A 16,653-nucleotide genomic window follows, 5' to 3' on the forward strand; every position below is an offset into this window, starting at 1 on the left:
TCTTTTACTATACCCTTGCAAAAAAGGTATTTGAAAGTAATACAAGAACGAGTGGAAAAGATAGGAATAAACTAGAACACATAAAAGCATCTAAACACCATGATATTTTCGTCGGAGGCACACTTTGAAGATAGCCTTATTACCCTATTAACACACAAAGGCTGGGAAAAAGAAATCATTAAATACCCTACGGAAGAAGACCTCCTTCAAAACTGGGCTAAGATTCTGTTTGAAAACAATCGAGACCAAGACCGCCTCAATGACTCGCCTCTTACTGAAGGCGAAATGCAGCAGATTCTAGCCCAAATAAACGCTCTTAAAACGTCCCTAAAGCTCAATGCCTTTATCAATGGAAAAACCGTGGTGATTACCCGTGACAATCCAGCAGATACGCTACATTTTGGGAAAGAAGTAAGTTTAAAAATATACGACCGTCGAGAGATAGCCGCAGGGCAAAGCCGTTATCAAATCGTGGCACAGCCAAAATTCAAAAGCAAATCCAAAATTCTACAAGACCGCCGAGGCGATATATTGTTGCTCATCAACGGAATGCCCTTGATACACCTCGAACTCAAAAAAAGTGGCGTACCCCTCAGTCAGGCATACAACCAAATCGAAAAATACTCGACCGAAGGCATTTTTTCGGGCTTATTTTCGCTGATTCAGATTTTTGTAGCCATGACACCCGAAGAAACGGTGTATTTTGCCAATCCTGGCGTAGATGGCAAATTCAACAAAGATTACTATTTCCATTGGGCAGATTTCAACAACGAACCCATCAACCATTGGAAAGTTATAGCTTCTACCTTGCTTTCTATCCCGATGGCTCATCAACTCATTGGTTTTTATACAGTAGCCGATGCCACCGATGGCGTACTAAAAGTGATGCGGAGCTACCAGTATTTTGCAGCCAATGCCATCAGCGATAAAGTTGCCAAAACCAACTGGAAAGCAAAAAATATCTTGGGCGGTTATGTATGGCATACCACAGGATCGGGTAAAACCATGACCAGTTTCAAGTCGGCACAACTCATAGCCAACTCAAAAGATGCCGATAAAGTACTCTTTTTGATGGACAGAATTGAGCTTGGTACACAGTCGCTGTTGGAGTACCGTGGATTTGCCGATGAAAACGAAGAAATACAAGCCACCGAAAACACCGCCGTGCTGATTACGAAGCTAAAAAGCAACAATCCTGCTGATACCCTGATTGTTAGCTCGATTCAGAAAATGAGTAATATCAAAAGCGAAAGCGAAGGATTACTCAACAGCCACGATATAGCCCTTATCAATGCCAAACGGCTTGTATTTATCATCGACGAAGCACATCGTTCTACCTTTGGCGATATGCTTATTCTGATCAAAAACACCTTTCCGAACGCCTTATTTTTTGGATTTACGGGTACGCCAATCCAACAAGAAAATCAAAAAAAGCGAAATACCACTTCGACCGTTTTTGGCGACGAGCTACATCGTTACAGCATCGCCGATGGCATCCGAGATAAAAACGTATTGGGATTTGATCCTTACAAAGTACTTACTTACCGAGATAGAGATTTAAAAAGAGCTGTAGCTTTAGAAAAAGCCAGAGCAGCAAGTGAAGCGGAAGTATTTGCCAATCCTAGCAAAACCGAAATATTCAATGAGTATATGAGGCTAAGAATGGCAGGACATTTGGGCGATAATGGTATTTGGGTAGAAGGCATAGAGGATTATGTGCCTAAATCACAATACGAGCGAATAGAACACCAAGAAAAAGTAGTAGAAGATATAGTAGATAACTGGCTAACACTCAGCCAAGGTAATAAATTTCACGCCATTTTTGCCACCAGTAGTATCAACGAAGCCCTTGAATATTACCGACTGCTGAAACAGCACAAACCTACGTTGAAAGTGACAGTCTTGTTTGACCCAACTATCGACAACAACGGAGGAGCACAGTACAAGGAAGAAGGCTTAGTAGAAATCATTCAAGATTACAATCAACGTTATCAACAAGATTTTGCATTAGCCAATCATGCCAAGTTTAAGAAAGACATTGCGGCAAGACTTGCCCACAAAAAGCCCTATTTACGTATAGAACGCACACCCGAAAAACAAATCGACTTATTGATAGTAGTTGACCAAATGCTCACAGGTTTTGATTCAAAGTGGATAAATACCTTATACTTAGACAAAGTATTGAAGTACGAAAATATCATTCAAGCCTTTTCTCGAACCAATCGACTCTTTGGACCAGATAAACCTTTTGGTACTATTCGTTATTATCGCTATCCGCACACGATGGAATATAACATCGAAGAAGCTATAAGAATCTATTCGGGCAACCGACCAATGGGTTTGTTTGTGGAGCAATTGCCACACAATTTAGAAAGGCTCAATGCTACTTTTGATGAAATCAGCCATTTATTTATGTTGGCTGGTATTGAAAACTTTGAAAAGCTCCCAGAAGACAGAGCAGAACGTGGACGATTTGCCAAGCTTTTCAAATTATTAAATGACCATTTAGAAGCCGCCAAAATCCAAGGATTTAAGTGGAGTAAATCAGAATATAGTTTTGGTAAAGGAAAGTCAAAACATATCATCGTCATGAACTTCGATGAAAATACTTATTTGATTCTGGCATTGCGTTACAAAGAGCTATTAAGTGGAGGAAATGGAGGTGGACTAGATGAACTACCTTTTGAGATTGAGGGCTATCTTACTCAAATAGACACAGGCATAATAGATGCCAATTACATGAACTCAAGGTTTGATAAATACCTTAAAACATTACAGGCAGATGACAGCGAACATTTACAGCAGACACTCGACGAACTACACAAGTCTTTTGCCTCCCTTACCCAAGAAGAACAGAAGTTTGCCAATATTTTTATCCATGATGTTCAAAGTGGTAATGTTATCTTAGAAAGCAATAAGACCTTTCGAGAATACATTACAGAGTATCAGTCAAAGGCAAAAAATGCAGAAATTTATCAGCTTTCGCAAGTACTAGGTTTGGATGAATCCAAGCTTAAAAACATGATGATTTTAAATCTAAACTCATTAAATATCAACGAATACGGTCGCTTCGATGACCTAAAAAGCACTGTTGATAAAACAAAGGCAAAAGCATATTTTGAAAAATTAGAAGGACAAACACTACCGCCATTTAAAGTAAATATCAAAGTCCATAATTTACTTCAAAGCTTTATCCTAAACGGTGGTTTTGAAACAGAAAATGTTTGAAAATAGACAGGATAAAAAGCTTGTTGAAAACCTTGAAATTATTGAACTAAAATTCACTATCAATCATTATATTTACAAATAAATAAACTTATAGGTTGATTTCATGAGAATTTCAGATATTTTTGTCATAAAAAAAAATGTTCTATACTCCTTAGCTTATGATAATCAGGTGCATGAGTTCAGGCGATTGTTTACATTATGGATAGAAGATTTAGCATTTTTAGATTCATTTTTTGATGATAATATTAAAGATTTAGAGAGTGGCTATTGGGGAGATATAACGATAGAGGAAGCCATAGAACAAACTCGGTTTATGGCAATTAAACTAAGACAAAAATTTAAAAACTTATTGGCATCCAACCAACCATTACAAACACTATTTCAACCATTAGACAACAACCAGTATCAAGAAAAAGCATTATCCAAGGAAAAATCAAAAGAAGGTTGGCTTAGAATTTATGCTATTCGCATCAGTACAAACACCTATGTAATTACAGGTGGTGCTATCAAACTTACGTTTAAGATGCATGAAGCAGAACATCTCAAAATTGAGCTTCAAAAACTAACAATTGCAAAATCATACTTGATAGATGAAGGGCTTACAGATGAATCGGATTTCGGTTACTTTGAATTTATGTCAGACATACCATGAAAAATCAAAAACTTATTGAAAACCTCAACAAGGTTGCCAAAGAAGATACTTCTTGGCAAGATGACGTTGATTTTTACGAGAATAATAAAAAATGGCTTGATTATTCTGCACAGATAGCAATTTCAATTCTGAGCAAATTAAGAGCAAACAGGAGAGAAGGAAAGTTTCCAAGCACTCAAAAAGAGTTGGCTGAATTAATGAATGTAAGTCCTCAACAAATCAATAAATATGTACGAGGAACTGAAAATTTAACCATAGAAACCATCATTCGCATATCAAAAGCCATCGGATATGAATTGGTTAACTTTGACGTAAACAATCAAGAATCTCCAACACTCACTTATAATAATGCTTTTTCGACTACTTTATCACACAGTCAATTAATTATTCCAAGTAACAACGGAGGATTTATCAATCAGGCTGCTTTCACCGTTGAAGGCAATACACAATCAGAAACCAAAGCAGTCGGAAAGCTTCAATACGCAATGGCATCATAATGAAACAGACAGAAAAGAACATAGGTTTTAGTATTATTCAAATTAGTACAGAACAGTTTGCTTTATTACCAGAAGCTTATCAGGTATCAAAACCTGCTCAAATTCAACATGAATTATCATTTGGAATAGACAAAGATAATAAGCGAATTTATGTAAAAAAAACGGCTCGATTTCATCATGTAGGCAACAATTACCCTTTTATTATCATAGCAGTATCATGTCAGTTTCAGGTCAATCCAGACGACTGGTCAATGCTTGAAGAAGCCCACAAAATTGTGTTACCTCAGAATTTTGGCATTCATTTAGGGATGTTGGTAGTTGGCACTTTAAGGGGCGTGCTATATACTAAAACTGAAAATACTATTTTTAACCAATTCATTTTACCAACTATTGACGTAACGGCATTAGTGCCAAATGATGTGACATTTGAATGATATGTATAGGAAACAGCCTTTTTTATACACATCTACGTTATCATGTATAGAAAATTGCCTTTTTCTATACATGATAACTTAACTTTTATATACACTTATCAATAAAGTCAAACCAACGTAACACTCCTAATGCTCATATTTTAGCATGACCAAATTACAACAACTACACGAAGACATCTATTCTTTTCTATTAGACTGCCACAAAAAAAATAATGATTTTAGGTTTATTCCCCGAATTGAGCAAAGTGATAAACTAAAAAATAGATATTGGTTGACTGGAGGAGAAACAGAAATACTAATTGGACTTTCATCGACTAATGATTTACGCACTAAAAATTTATGTCTACGTTTTATTCACAATAAAGAAAAAATTTCTAAATGTCAATTGTTAGTAATGTTTAGAAGTGAAGAAAATGATGAAAATTTAAAAATGTATTATGAATTAATTGCTGAATTAGAAAAAACTCAACTATTAAGTAACAGCAGAGAAGAGCAAATTCAAAAATATAGATATTTTACCCTCCCAACAAATTCAAATTGGAAGGATAGTATAGTATTTTATATAGAAAAGATAAAACCTGTAATAAATTCGTTTGTGAGTAAATATCAACTCAATAATACATTTGAAGTTAACGAAGAACTTTTTAAGAAATACATCGGTGTTATAGAAAATCAAAGACATTCTATTTCTATTTTACCAAACAAATCTATCGACATGGCAATGCCCAATTCCTACCCGCTCAACCAAATCCTCTACGGACCTCCTGGGACTGGTAAAACATATCAGACGGTGGCTTTGGCTTATAAAATTGTCCATCAGCTGCCATTGAATCAGGACATTGACTACACAGCGGCTAGAGCTTGGTACAAACAAGAATTAGCCAAAAATCACGACCGTCAGGTGGAGTTTATTACCTTTCATCAAAATTATAGTTATGAGGATTTTATAGCAGGTATTAAGCCAGCTCTCAATGACGATACCCTTGGCTTTAGAGAACATAAAGGGATTTTCTTTGAGGTATGCCAAAGGGCTTTGAAGAACCTACAACAAGCTACTCAGGCAAATTATCAAGAAATACCTAGCTTTCAAGAGGTTTTTGATACGTTTATTGTAGACCTTATTCAAAATGATAGACCTGTTGAGGTAGGTTTAAAGCGTGGCGGTAGTTTCTCTATTACTAAAGTTAACGCCAAAAATATAGAGTTTAAAAAACAAAGCGGAACTTCTGAACACACATTAAGTATTCAGACTCTTGAAGAAATTTATTCTAATCAAAGAGAGTTTACTTCAGGACTTGCCACATATTATAACCAGATAGTTGATAAACTACGAGAAATTGCCTCAGGATTGACAAGGAGTATTCCTGCTCAACCGCTCAAAAACTACGTCTTAATCATCGACGAAATCAACCGTGCCAATATTTCAAGGGTTTTTGGAGAGCTTATTACGTTATTGGAAGAAGATAAACGTTGGGGGAATGATTTTGAAACAGAGGTTTTGCTTCCTGACGGCTTTACTAAATTTACTGTACCCAAAAATCTGTATATAATCGGTACGATGAATACTGCCGATAAATCTATTGCCTTACTGGATATTGCCCTCCGTCGACGCTTTGAGTTTATTCCTTTGTACCCAGATGTTTCAATGGTTAAGGATGACTATCAAGTGTTTTTCAATACATTAAATCAAATTATTAAAGACAAAAAAGGTATTGATTTTTGTATTGGACATGCCTACTTTATGCCTCATCAAGGTCGTGATTTTGATTTTGTTAAAGTTATGAATCAAAAGGTTATTCCATTGCTTACAGAGTATTTTTATAATGCTCGTACAACACAAAACGATGTTAAGCAATTGCTTGAGGAGGCCTTTAGAAGATCTGGTTTATCTTTCCAAATTGAAGAAAACATGTTCCAAATCATGATTGTAGGTTCATAAATTCGCAGTACAATTTAAGGCTACTTTTATGAAAATAGATACATTTGAGTTTGGCAATACCTTTACCATTCCTGATACACACGTCAGGGGGTTGAAGAACTATTTGAGTGAGGTTTGGAAAAATCGCCTAAAATACCAATCCTTTGAAAATGTAGAAGATGATACCAGCGGCGCAAAAGAGTATGAAAGGATTTTTCATTTTGATGGTAATCAATTGCGTGCTAAAAACTATATAGGCTTTATCCAATATCAAGATCTTCGAATCAATATTTACCCTAAAATTGTTGCTCAGCAACCTCACAAAGAGGAGATAATTCCGAAGGTTTTATATTGGTTATCGTATAGTAATCACCTACAATTTCCTTTTTCAGAAATTTCGTTAGAACAACAGCCATTTGATGATTGGTTGGAAGCTTATATCTATTTGTTTGCTCAATATACCTCTGAGGTTTTGAGCACTCACCCCTACCATGCCTATCAAGAGGTAGTTGAGGAAACAAGTTTTCTTCGTGGAAGCCTAGCCATGACAGAATATATTCAGCAAAACCTTTCAACTGGTAGACACCAATATTTTCAGAGCAGACATGAGCCTTTTCTCTATGACAATTTGTTTAATCGTATTGTCAAATATGTAGCAAGATTGTTGCTTTCTTTCACTCAAAATATCACTAATCAGACGACATTACAAGAGTTAGTATTTATCCTAGATGGTGTTTCGGAGGCTGAATATCAAGCGCTGGATTGTGACAAAGTGGTGCTAAATCCCCTCTATCAAGACTTAAAGCTAGTATTATCGATGGCTAAAATGTTTTTGGAATCTAGCGCCATTCATCATTCACAGCATCAACACACAATGTCCCTTTTGCTTCCAATGGAGGTAATTTATGAGGATTTTTTGAGTGGATTTATTAAAAAGAATTTTCAATCTAGGAACCCAGTTACTCAGAAAATGGGATTTCTAGCCCAAAATGAACGCATGCTACCTGTATTTGCAACAAAACAAGACCTAGTGTTATACTCGCCCAACGTCATTGTAGACACCAAGTACAAAATAAGACAAAAACAAGATGCAAAGAGAGGTGTGTCTCAAAATGATTTGTACCAAATGGTCGCGTATTCGATTCGTAGCAATATCGAATACATAGTCTTGCTCTACCCCAAAGCATGGAATCAGGATAGCTCAATCGATACCTTTACCATTGAAGATACATTAGCATGTCCCCCTCAAAAAATTCAAATCAAAGCCGTGGATGTGGATATTTGTGTGGATGATGCTCAAATTAATGCTCAACTAGCCAATATTTTGAGTATAGACTAAAGTCAGTATATTTTAATCTTTTCACAAAACCCCTAAACATATCAAAATACATTTTAATTTTGCCATACAAATCAGATATTAGTCTTATTGGGTTTTCAAATTAGAGCACTAAATAAGACTAATATTCCTTTCATTTCCAATACCACCACCTTATTTATGACTGTAGGAATTTTATTTTTGATTATTGGGGCGATTGTTTTTGTGTTTTTAAAAAATGAAAATTCTCCACAAACTACACAGCATTACAACGATTACGACACTGATTACTCCTCCTCTGGCGACTACTCGCCCGAACATGAAAAGGGTGAGGCTTTTGAAAAATATGTGGTCCAAAAATTTTCAAGAAATCTCTTCAAGGTAAAAGAGTGGCGTGGCGATAAGTTTGTGAATGGGCAATATGCCGAAACTACCACCTATCCCGACCTTACGCTAGAATTTAACTTTCGTGATATTGCCCAGACTTTTGCGGTTGAATGCAAATACCGTAGCGACTATTATCGCGATGGCATAGAATGGTGTAAGCCTTACCAGCTCGAAAATTATAGGCATTATGCCCAACGTTTTCGAATGCCTGTTTTTGTGGTCATTGGCGTTGGATATTCACCTTATGAACCTGACGAATTGTATGTGATTCCGCTCAAGGCGTTGCATCATACTTTTGTTAGTAGGGCTTTTTTGAAAAACTATCAGAAATATAATTTTCAAGAATCTAACTTCTTTTTTGACCCTCAAACCCACACTTTGCGCTGATTTGATATACTTTTTGGCGTCTTTTGCTTGGTCTTTAGATGGTTCTCTTAAATTTGTAGTTTGCCTTATTGGTAAAATATTTTTTTTGAATCATTTACAAACCTAATATTAAATCGTATGCCTTATTTGATACTCGATTTAGAAATGTCAGGCCAAGAGGCTGGCTATCATGATATCATTCAGATTGGCGCTCTTTTAGCAGATAATGATTGGAAGGTACTTTCCAAATTTGAGACGCTCGTATATCCAGATAACGAAGAAACATTTTCGAGTTATTCCGAAAAAGTCCACGGAATTTCATTAGAAGATTTAGAAGATGCCCCTTCCTCGTACGATGCCTTGGAGGATTTTGAGACTTGGATTCGTAAGACACTTCGCCGCGATAGCCATGAGCGTCTGCATGATGTAGTAATTTGTGGACAAAGCGTCATCAACGATATTAATTTTCTCAAAGCTACCTACGACGACCTCAATATTGATTGGCCATTTTCTTTCAAATTAGTTGACTTGATGAGTATTTCGGTATTGATGTTTCAGGTATTTGAAAACAACAAAATGGCAACACCCAAGTCGTATAGTCTCAAATCTGTAGCCGATTACTTTGGCATATACCGCAAAGACACTACACACAATGCCTTAGAGGATGCCGATATTACTTATCAGTGTTTTAAAAAGTATTTTGAGTTGGCAAAACAGGCAAAACTACCCACTAATTCTTAAAGGCAATATCATTGTTTAAAGTGTATTAATGCAAAATAAAATTGCATTAATACGCTTTAAGCGGTAAGCTGTAAGCATTAGGCAAAAATCTATTCATGCTTTTTTTAAAACTCTTTTATACTTTAAACTTACGGAATATGGCTTAATACCTATTACGGTTTACCCGCATTAAACTCTAGGCTTTATGCGGTAGGCAAAAAGTTAAATAGTATTTCTCATGAAGTAATAGAATCTTTTTTGCCTAATGCTTACTGCATAAAGCATATTAATGCAACTTTATTTTGCATTAATACTTACTCGCTCCAGTATTATCTCCTGACTTTGAATCTTTTATCTTCCTTAGTCAAAACTTCTTAGATTTTTGTATATTGCTTTTCTATAACTGAACACCTGACCATGAACTCAACCTATTTTGTGGATTTGCTTCAGACCATTCGGGAAGAAGAAAGCGCCATTCTTTATAATAATCTCCCTGAAATTTCGGATGCCGAAAAGCAACAAGCTATTATATATCTTAGAAAAACATACCATGAGGAATGTATAGGTTATCCACGTGGTTATCCTCCTTTTGATGAAAAAGCTGCCTTGTGGGGTGCACAAATACTCTATATTTCTTGTCAATTAGTCTTATTCAGAAAACAAAACCTTGAGGATATACAGGTTTTATTAAACGACTTCTCTAGTCCTAAAACACCAAGTACGATACTTTCAGCAGACTTAATGCTTCGTTTTCTTCCGAGTGTAATCGAAATACTCCAGTCTTTAACGCCAGAAGATCCTTTGATAGAACTATTAACCCAATTGCTGGAAAAATGGCATTATTCGGGAATAGCTTTTCCACTCAATAGTGAAAATCTTTCTTTCGAAACGGAACTTCAAGATCCTTGTCTTCGACAATTATACCTTGATAGAGTTGTCGAAAATTCAAGACTAGACCTTATAGAAAACCCTATATTGAACCCTCTCTTGAGAGCTAACTATGGAATTCATTACCAATACTTTACCCGCTAAACAACTTCATTTACACATGAATGCTATTGCCCAATTAAACCAAGTTTTAGAATACCTCAAAAACACCTTTGTAGGAAAAGATGAAATTATAGATTTACTAGGAATTTGCCTTGTAGCTCGTGAAAATGCCTTTTTACTTGGTCCTCCAGGCACGGCCAAAAGTGCTATTGTTCGCGCCCTATCACAATGTATTGTCGACGGAAATAATTTTGAATACCTCCTCACACGTTTTACTGAACCTAGTGAAATTTTTGGTCCATTTGATATTAGAAAGCTTAAGGAAGGCGAACTCCTCACCAACACAGAAGGCATGATGCCTGAAGCATCGTTGGTGTTTCTGGATGAAATCTTCAACGCTAATAGTGCTATTCTTAACAGCCTCCTCATGGCCTTGAATGAGCGCATCTTTAGAAGAGGTCGAGAAACTCGATTGCTTCCTGCGTTGATGTTTGTAGGTGCTAGTAACCAACTGCCACAAGAAGAAACGCTCAATGCATTGCTAGATAGATTTTTGATCAGGGTCAACTGCAACTATGTAGCTCCCGACCAATTAGAACAGGTATTGATTCAAGGTTGGAAACAACAGAAAAATCCTATTCAAGATATTCCTAGTATTACCCCAAATGCGATCCAGGACTTACAAGCCATGAGTAAAAACATAGATTTGAGCCCTATTCGTGCCCAATACGTCGATTTAATTCATAGTTTACGCAATACAGGATTTAGTGTATCAGATAGGCGAGCAGTTAAAATCCAAAATTTGATTGCAGCATCTGCCCTACTGGCTGGTAGACAAGAGGTTATTACTTCCGACCTTTGGGTGATGCGCAATATCTGGGATACCGAAGAGCAAATTGAAACGCTGCAAGCCATGATTGAGGGAGTCATAGGAAAAGAACCTATTCCTGATAGCCACCCTCAAGCTTTTCAAAATGCCTTACCTGATGCGGAGGTACTTATGCAAGAAATTATTTCATTAACAGAGCGCTGGAAACAATCAGCAGAGAATTGGGAAGAGAAAAATCTCATTAAAGATCAATTACGTTTTTTACAAAATCGTAATAACTGGTTGCAATCAGAGGAAAAACGTCGATATATCCAACAAAACATAGATGCATTATGGCAAAAAATCTTGGCACAGAGTTAGGGGCTTTTTACCTATGCACTTCAATGAAAGACGAGCGTTTTTGGGGTAACATTCGTCACTGGGAAAATCTGAGTATTGCTTATGAAGGCGATAATATTTGGCTAAGAGGATTGACATTAATACAAACTCAATCTGTGGAAGTGATGAGTTTGCTACACAAGCAACTTTTTGTCCAAAAGGAAGAAAAGCTCTTTAAAGTAGGAAGCTTATTACCTGAAAGAAGCATCCCAGATTTAGCGTGGATACCTCTCAAAAAAGCTGTTGGTATAGAGTTACCTAGTTTTAATTTCAACTTTTTTTATTTATCCGAAAAAGTAAGATTTGATTTGGTTCAAGCAACACAGCTACGGGAGTCTGTAGCTATGCTAGTGGATTTATCGGTACTGAAAGACTATGTAGAAACCGCTCCAGCTTTACGACTATCGGTTTTAAAGTGGGTTATACTGGGAAGTCAACACGCTTTTGTATTAGGGACTCCCCTATTACCAATACAAGGGCTTAGTTTTTGGCAAAAAGGAAGATGTTTTTTCCCTGATGGTCTACAACCAGAGTTCCCCATTTTGTTACCTACACTAGAACAAAAACTCGGTAGCAATCCACTAGACTATCTGGTATTTAACTCCAATGGTCAAATACTTACAGTTTCAGCCTATCAGTTCAAGCAACTTTCGAGAAGTTCTTTTAGACTAAGCTATGAGAAAACCCTTGCATCACACTAACTATTGAACCACATTGCCTATTGAATGATATGAATAACCTAGAGTATTATTTGCAATATCAAGACTATTTTTGGGAATGGGATGTTGACTCCACTATCGGGCAACTTTGTATTTCTATGCCTCATGGTGATACGATTATCTATGAAGAACAACTCATTGAAACCCTCAGAGTACTATCAAAAACAGGCATTCCTCGCTTGGGTACACTATTGTTGTTATTCATCGCAACAAGCGCAAATGGTCAGCAAAACATTGACAAGCTCTATTATCAGTTTTTAAAACTTGACAATGGACTGCACGGTAACAATATTGTCGGTGATGCTATTAAGTTCTTACGTCTTGTCTCCAAACTACCCGCAAATCTAAAAAGAGGTAGTCAACGGATATTGGTTCTTCAGCAACTCTTGGAAGGTAGCCACAACAATTATGCAATCAAGAAATCTATTAGCATATTTAATAGCTTGGGGTACTTTTGTAAAAGCCAAAACCATTTTCCAGAAAAACAACCTTTAAGCAGTAGCATCTTTGAAAAAGATGTTCGCCCCATTGCACTTCTACTAAAAAAATATCCTAATGCTGAAAGTATTATAGCCAAACTAAGCAATATCCAAGAGATTAACCTTGAGGATTTTGAGCAAGAAATCGAACAGTCAAATGATAACCATACAGTAGATTGGCATGAAGAGCTATTATCGAATCCTAAAACTTTTCATAGCGCCGCACTAATCAAAAGCTTATGGGCAGGGTTACATATACCTTTTCAAGGAGATATTCCTAGTCAACAACCCTTGGGTGGGGTTACCGATTTGAGCAATAAAGGCAACCTTGAACGTTTACTTTTATCAGAACTTGCCCATGAGGATATAGTGCTTTTATCGAGACTAGCGCATAACGAAGCGCTTTATTTACAACGTGAACTTCCTCCACAAAACAACCCTAAAAAGCGAGTATTTTTAATAGATATTTCGATTAAAAATTGGGGAACACCCAAAACACTTGCTTTCTCTATTTGGCTGTCATTGCTCAAGCATCCAAAAGCCAAAATGTCGGCAGAATCTTTTGTCATTGGCAATGATTACACCGCCATTTCAGCCGAGAATATCGAGTCTATTATCCAAGGACTTGACCTCCTCGATTATTCGCTTCATGCTGGCAATGGTATAAAAAAGTTTTTCGATACTCAATCATTCAAGAAGTCTCAACAAGAAATCTTCTATATTTCGAACAAAGCATCGACCGCATATCCAGCTATGCAAAAAGAATTGTCGTTGGTTGCACCGATGATTAACTACTGGATTTATGTAACTGCTGAAGGGAAAATAGAGATTCATTATCAGCAAAACAAAGGTCTTAAGCCAGTACAAGAGCTCTTGTTACCCTTGAAATCACTTTGGGAAAAAACACCACCCATTAGTAAGCAGACCACACCTCAAAAGAGAGAGCGAAACAGCAATGCCTATCCAATATTGATACCTCCTCAGCCTCAATTGGCACGTTTCACCTTCAAGGCAAAAGATGGCAATACCTATTTTATTGTTGCCAATGCCCTTTGTAAAGCGCTAGACGAAAACAAAGGTTGGGAAGTTTTACTTGATCGTAAGGAAATGGCAGAATCCTATGCCCTAGGAATCAATATGTCAAATGAGGTGATACTGCTGGCTTTTGTACTTGCACAGCATTCACATAAGAAATTAAGTATTTACAATATCAATACAGGATATTGGGGCTCAACAGGACTTGCCAGTTTTAAATGGAAAAACCTCTTTTTTGATGGAAATCATTTCTACATGATACAGAAAAACATGAAGTACACTTATGTGTTAGAGAACGGAGAATCACCTCAAACTGGCGCTATAAAAATCGAGACATCTACAGTAGAAACAAATGATTTTGAGACAACCAAAAAAGTAAATATTCAAGCTAAAAAATCAGAGACAAAGTCCAGTGTTAACTTTCTTAAAAACATTACTGAGGTAGGTATTAGTAAGGAAAATAAAATTTTATTAAACAGACATAGCTTGTATTTTGATGATAATAATAGAGTTACTATCCAATCAAGCCTATCGACAACCATGCATCTAACTGCCCAAGCGATAAAGAATGGCATTTTTGAGTTTCCGAATGGCGCTAGAATCCACACCAATACATTTGGATTATGTATTCTGGAAAATACAGCTCAGAATCAGATTATTTACTTTCCTACAGTGATGGAAGAACCTATTGCCATGAGTACCAAAGAGGATTGTTGTGGCAATACTTCCTTTTTACCCAACCTGCCACTCAAGAAACTAGAGGTAAAGGATTTTAGGAAAAAATATATAGATACATTTATTCAAGATATCATTAACCATGGAACTACGACTTAAGCCTCACCAACAAAATCTGTATCCCAAGGCAGGTTTGTTAATTGCTGGAAGTGCTATTAAATCTTGGCTTTTTGAGCTCCAAGCCTTAGGATTAAGTCTTGAAAACATCACCTGTTTTCCCATTCCTGATGCTATACCCAATAGTCTTTGGGGATGTTTGGTGATTATTCCCGAACAGCATTTTCCAATAGATATTCGTCAGCATCAAATTATCTATCGGGCATTTAACAAAGTATATATCCCAGAAAAGTCAACAGTATTCCCTTCACTCACAGAAGAGGATGCCTGCTTTTTATTTTCTCGTATGTCTGTTTTGATACATCCTTACTTAGGATTTATCGAACTTTCAGTACCTATCAATTGGATAGAAATAGTACAAACTCCTGATTTGTGGGAGACTGAACCAATAACTCCTGCCAATAGCCTGACTTTACCTAGTAGAATTAAAACATTATTGCTAAACCCCTCAGAAAGTCCAGACGAAATTATTTCACGATTAGAAACACAACCAACACCAGAAAAATCGCTGTTAGACAAACCTCTGAACATTTTTGAAAAAGCATTATTACTGTTCTACAAAATCATTATCTCTATTGCGTCGAATATGTTGCTAAGTTTTAAGGCTACCTCAGCTAACGATAACGCAAAACAGCTTTTGCGCAAAACCAAAGAGGATTCTTTGTTGTCGAAAATGCTAGACCACTTTAACTCATTAGAAAATCGTAAACAAAAATATCTTGATAAACTGTTTGATTTATTAGCCCAAAATCCCTTGGAAGCGCTCAAATATGCCATTCCTATCGACGATGGCACCCATAGAGGTTCTGAGAATAATGGCTCATTAGGATTTTCGAAATATCGTGATTCACTTTCATTATTTGGCAATAACACACATGCGCATGGTGGAGGAAGTTTAAATATAAACGACAGTAGTATCGAACGATTACGAAGACAATATCGTGAAACAGCAGAACAGCTCATCCGTGAAGAAAAGTACACAGAAGCAGCCTTTGTTTACCTGAAATTATTGAAAGAATATTATTTAGCGGCTCAAACATTGGAGAAGGGCGAAAAATATCAAGAAGCAGCTTCTATCTATATTAAATACCTCAAAAACTATCATCAAGCCGCTATTTGCTACGAAAAAGCTAACCTTATATATAAAGCGATAGAATACTACATAAAAACAGAGCAATATGAAAAAGTAGGAGATTTATATACTAAACTCGAGAAGCATGATGAAGCGATATTGTATTATCAAAAAGTGGCAGAGAATTACCATATCGCAGGTCAATTGGTAAAAGCATCTTTGGTTTACAAAAATAAGATGCACATGTTCAATAGAGCTCAAGCCATTCTGTGGGAAGGTTGGGAAAAAAATCAAGACGCGTTTAATTGTCTTGGTTTATATTTCAGTAATATACCTGATGATACTGTATGTTGGCAGAAACTTCAGCAAGTATCCGCTTCATTAACCAACAAACAGTATCATTCCTTTTTAGATTTACTTAAAAATGTCTTTAAAAACCGTTTGGAGCTTCAACCCAACATCAAAGAGTTAGCCTATGAAATTATTTCAACGCAACTTAAAAATGACTCAAGCATAAGCACCTACCTTTCTTTTTTTGTACCTAATGACCCACTTTTGATAAAAGATACTATCAGATTCAGATTAAATTACCGATTTTAAAAGTATAAATTCTGTCTAAAAAGGTGCATTTTAGGCCTATTTAGCACCACTTTAATTTTTTTTATAAAAAATTTCAAATTTTTTCATTTTCATTTTATTCAGATAATGAGATAGTTATGACAACCATTACAAAAAACTTTTCAGAAAGTACTTGAAGTGAGTTTGCATTGTAAGAAATAAGT

Annotated in this window: 13 protein-coding genes; all 13 read left to right on the forward strand. The window is 36.3% G+C overall.

Annotated features, from left to right (window positions below):
* The first annotated feature begins 99 nt into the window (after nt 1-99).
* The 13 genes from GVN22_RS06790 to GVN22_RS06850 all read left to right on the forward strand — a co-directional run bounded on the left by GVN22_RS06790 (nt 100) and on the right by GVN22_RS06850 (nt 16,471).
* Nucleotides 100-3,228, forward strand: a complete 3,129-nt coding sequence (locus GVN22_RS06790; protein WP_166550286.1) for an HsdR family type I site-specific deoxyribonuclease — start codon at nt 100-102, stop codon at nt 3,226-3,228.
* A 103-nt stretch (nt 3,229-3,331) separates the two neighbouring features.
* The gene (locus GVN22_RS06795) at nt 3,332-3,880 is read left to right on the forward strand and encodes a hypothetical protein (RefSeq protein ID WP_166550287.1); all 549 of its coding nucleotides are present in this window, start codon (nt 3,332-3,334) and stop codon (nt 3,878-3,880) included.
* On the forward strand, nt 3,877-4,377 hold the full coding sequence (locus GVN22_RS06800) for a helix-turn-helix domain-containing protein (protein WP_166550288.1): 501 nt from the start codon (nt 3,877-3,879) through the stop codon (nt 4,375-4,377). The genes GVN22_RS06795 and GVN22_RS06800 overlap by 4 nt, the downstream gene beginning before the upstream one ends.
* Nucleotides 4,377-4,811, forward strand: a complete 435-nt coding sequence (locus GVN22_RS06805; RefSeq protein ID WP_166550289.1) for a hypothetical protein — start codon at nt 4,377-4,379, stop codon at nt 4,809-4,811. The genes GVN22_RS06800 and GVN22_RS06805 overlap by 1 nt, the downstream gene beginning before the upstream one ends.
* 394 nt (nt 4,812-5,205) lie before the next feature.
* Nucleotides 5,206-6,750, forward strand: a complete 1,545-nt coding sequence (locus GVN22_RS06810; RefSeq protein ID WP_205690807.1) for an McrB family protein — start codon at nt 5,206-5,208, stop codon at nt 6,748-6,750.
* 28 nt (nt 6,751-6,778) lie between these two features.
* Nucleotides 6,779-8,068: an McrC family protein gene (locus GVN22_RS06815; protein WP_166550291.1), complete on the forward strand. Its 1,290-nt coding sequence runs from the start codon at nt 6,779-6,781 to the stop codon at nt 8,066-8,068.
* Between the two features lie 156 nt (nt 8,069-8,224).
* Nucleotides 8,225-8,818, forward strand: coding sequence for a hypothetical protein (locus tag GVN22_RS06820; protein WP_166550292.1), 594 nt, complete (start codon nt 8,225-8,227; stop codon nt 8,816-8,818).
* A 117-nt stretch (nt 8,819-8,935) separates the two neighbouring features.
* Nucleotides 8,936-9,538, forward strand: a complete 603-nt coding sequence (locus GVN22_RS06825; RefSeq protein ID WP_166550293.1) for a PolC-type DNA polymerase III — start codon at nt 8,936-8,938, stop codon at nt 9,536-9,538.
* 396 nt (nt 9,539-9,934) lie between these two features.
* Nucleotides 9,935-10,549, forward strand: a complete 615-nt coding sequence (locus GVN22_RS06830; RefSeq protein ID WP_166550294.1) for a hypothetical protein — start codon at nt 9,935-9,937, stop codon at nt 10,547-10,549.
* Nucleotides 10,518-11,696 (forward strand): AAA family ATPase, encoded by a 1,179-nt coding sequence (locus GVN22_RS06835; RefSeq protein WP_240915568.1) that lies wholly within the window; start codon nt 10,518-10,520, stop codon nt 11,694-11,696. The genes GVN22_RS06830 and GVN22_RS06835 overlap by 32 nt, the downstream gene beginning before the upstream one ends.
* Nucleotides 11,669-12,415 carry a hypothetical protein gene (locus GVN22_RS06840; RefSeq protein WP_166550295.1) on the forward strand — a complete coding sequence of 249 codons (747 nt, stop codon included), beginning with the start codon at nt 11,669-11,671 and terminating at the stop codon, nt 12,413-12,415. Before GVN22_RS06835 ends, GVN22_RS06840 begins: the two co-directional genes overlap by 28 nt.
* Before the next feature lie 29 nt (nt 12,416-12,444).
* The gene (locus GVN22_RS06845) at nt 12,445-14,781 is read left to right on the forward strand and encodes a hypothetical protein (RefSeq protein ID WP_166550296.1); all 2,337 of its coding nucleotides are present in this window, start codon (nt 12,445-12,447) and stop codon (nt 14,779-14,781) included.
* Nucleotides 14,765-16,471 (forward strand): hypothetical protein, encoded by a 1,707-nt coding sequence (locus tag GVN22_RS06850; RefSeq protein ID WP_166550297.1) that lies wholly within the window; start codon nt 14,765-14,767, stop codon nt 16,469-16,471. Before GVN22_RS06845 ends, GVN22_RS06850 begins: the two co-directional genes overlap by 17 nt.
* Nucleotides 16,472-16,653: the final 182 nt, after the last annotated feature.

The organism is Cellulophaga sp. BC115SP (assembly GCF_009905545.1).
Classification (GTDB): Bacteria; Bacteroidota; Bacteroidia; order Cytophagales; family Spirosomataceae; genus Flectobacillus; species Flectobacillus rivi.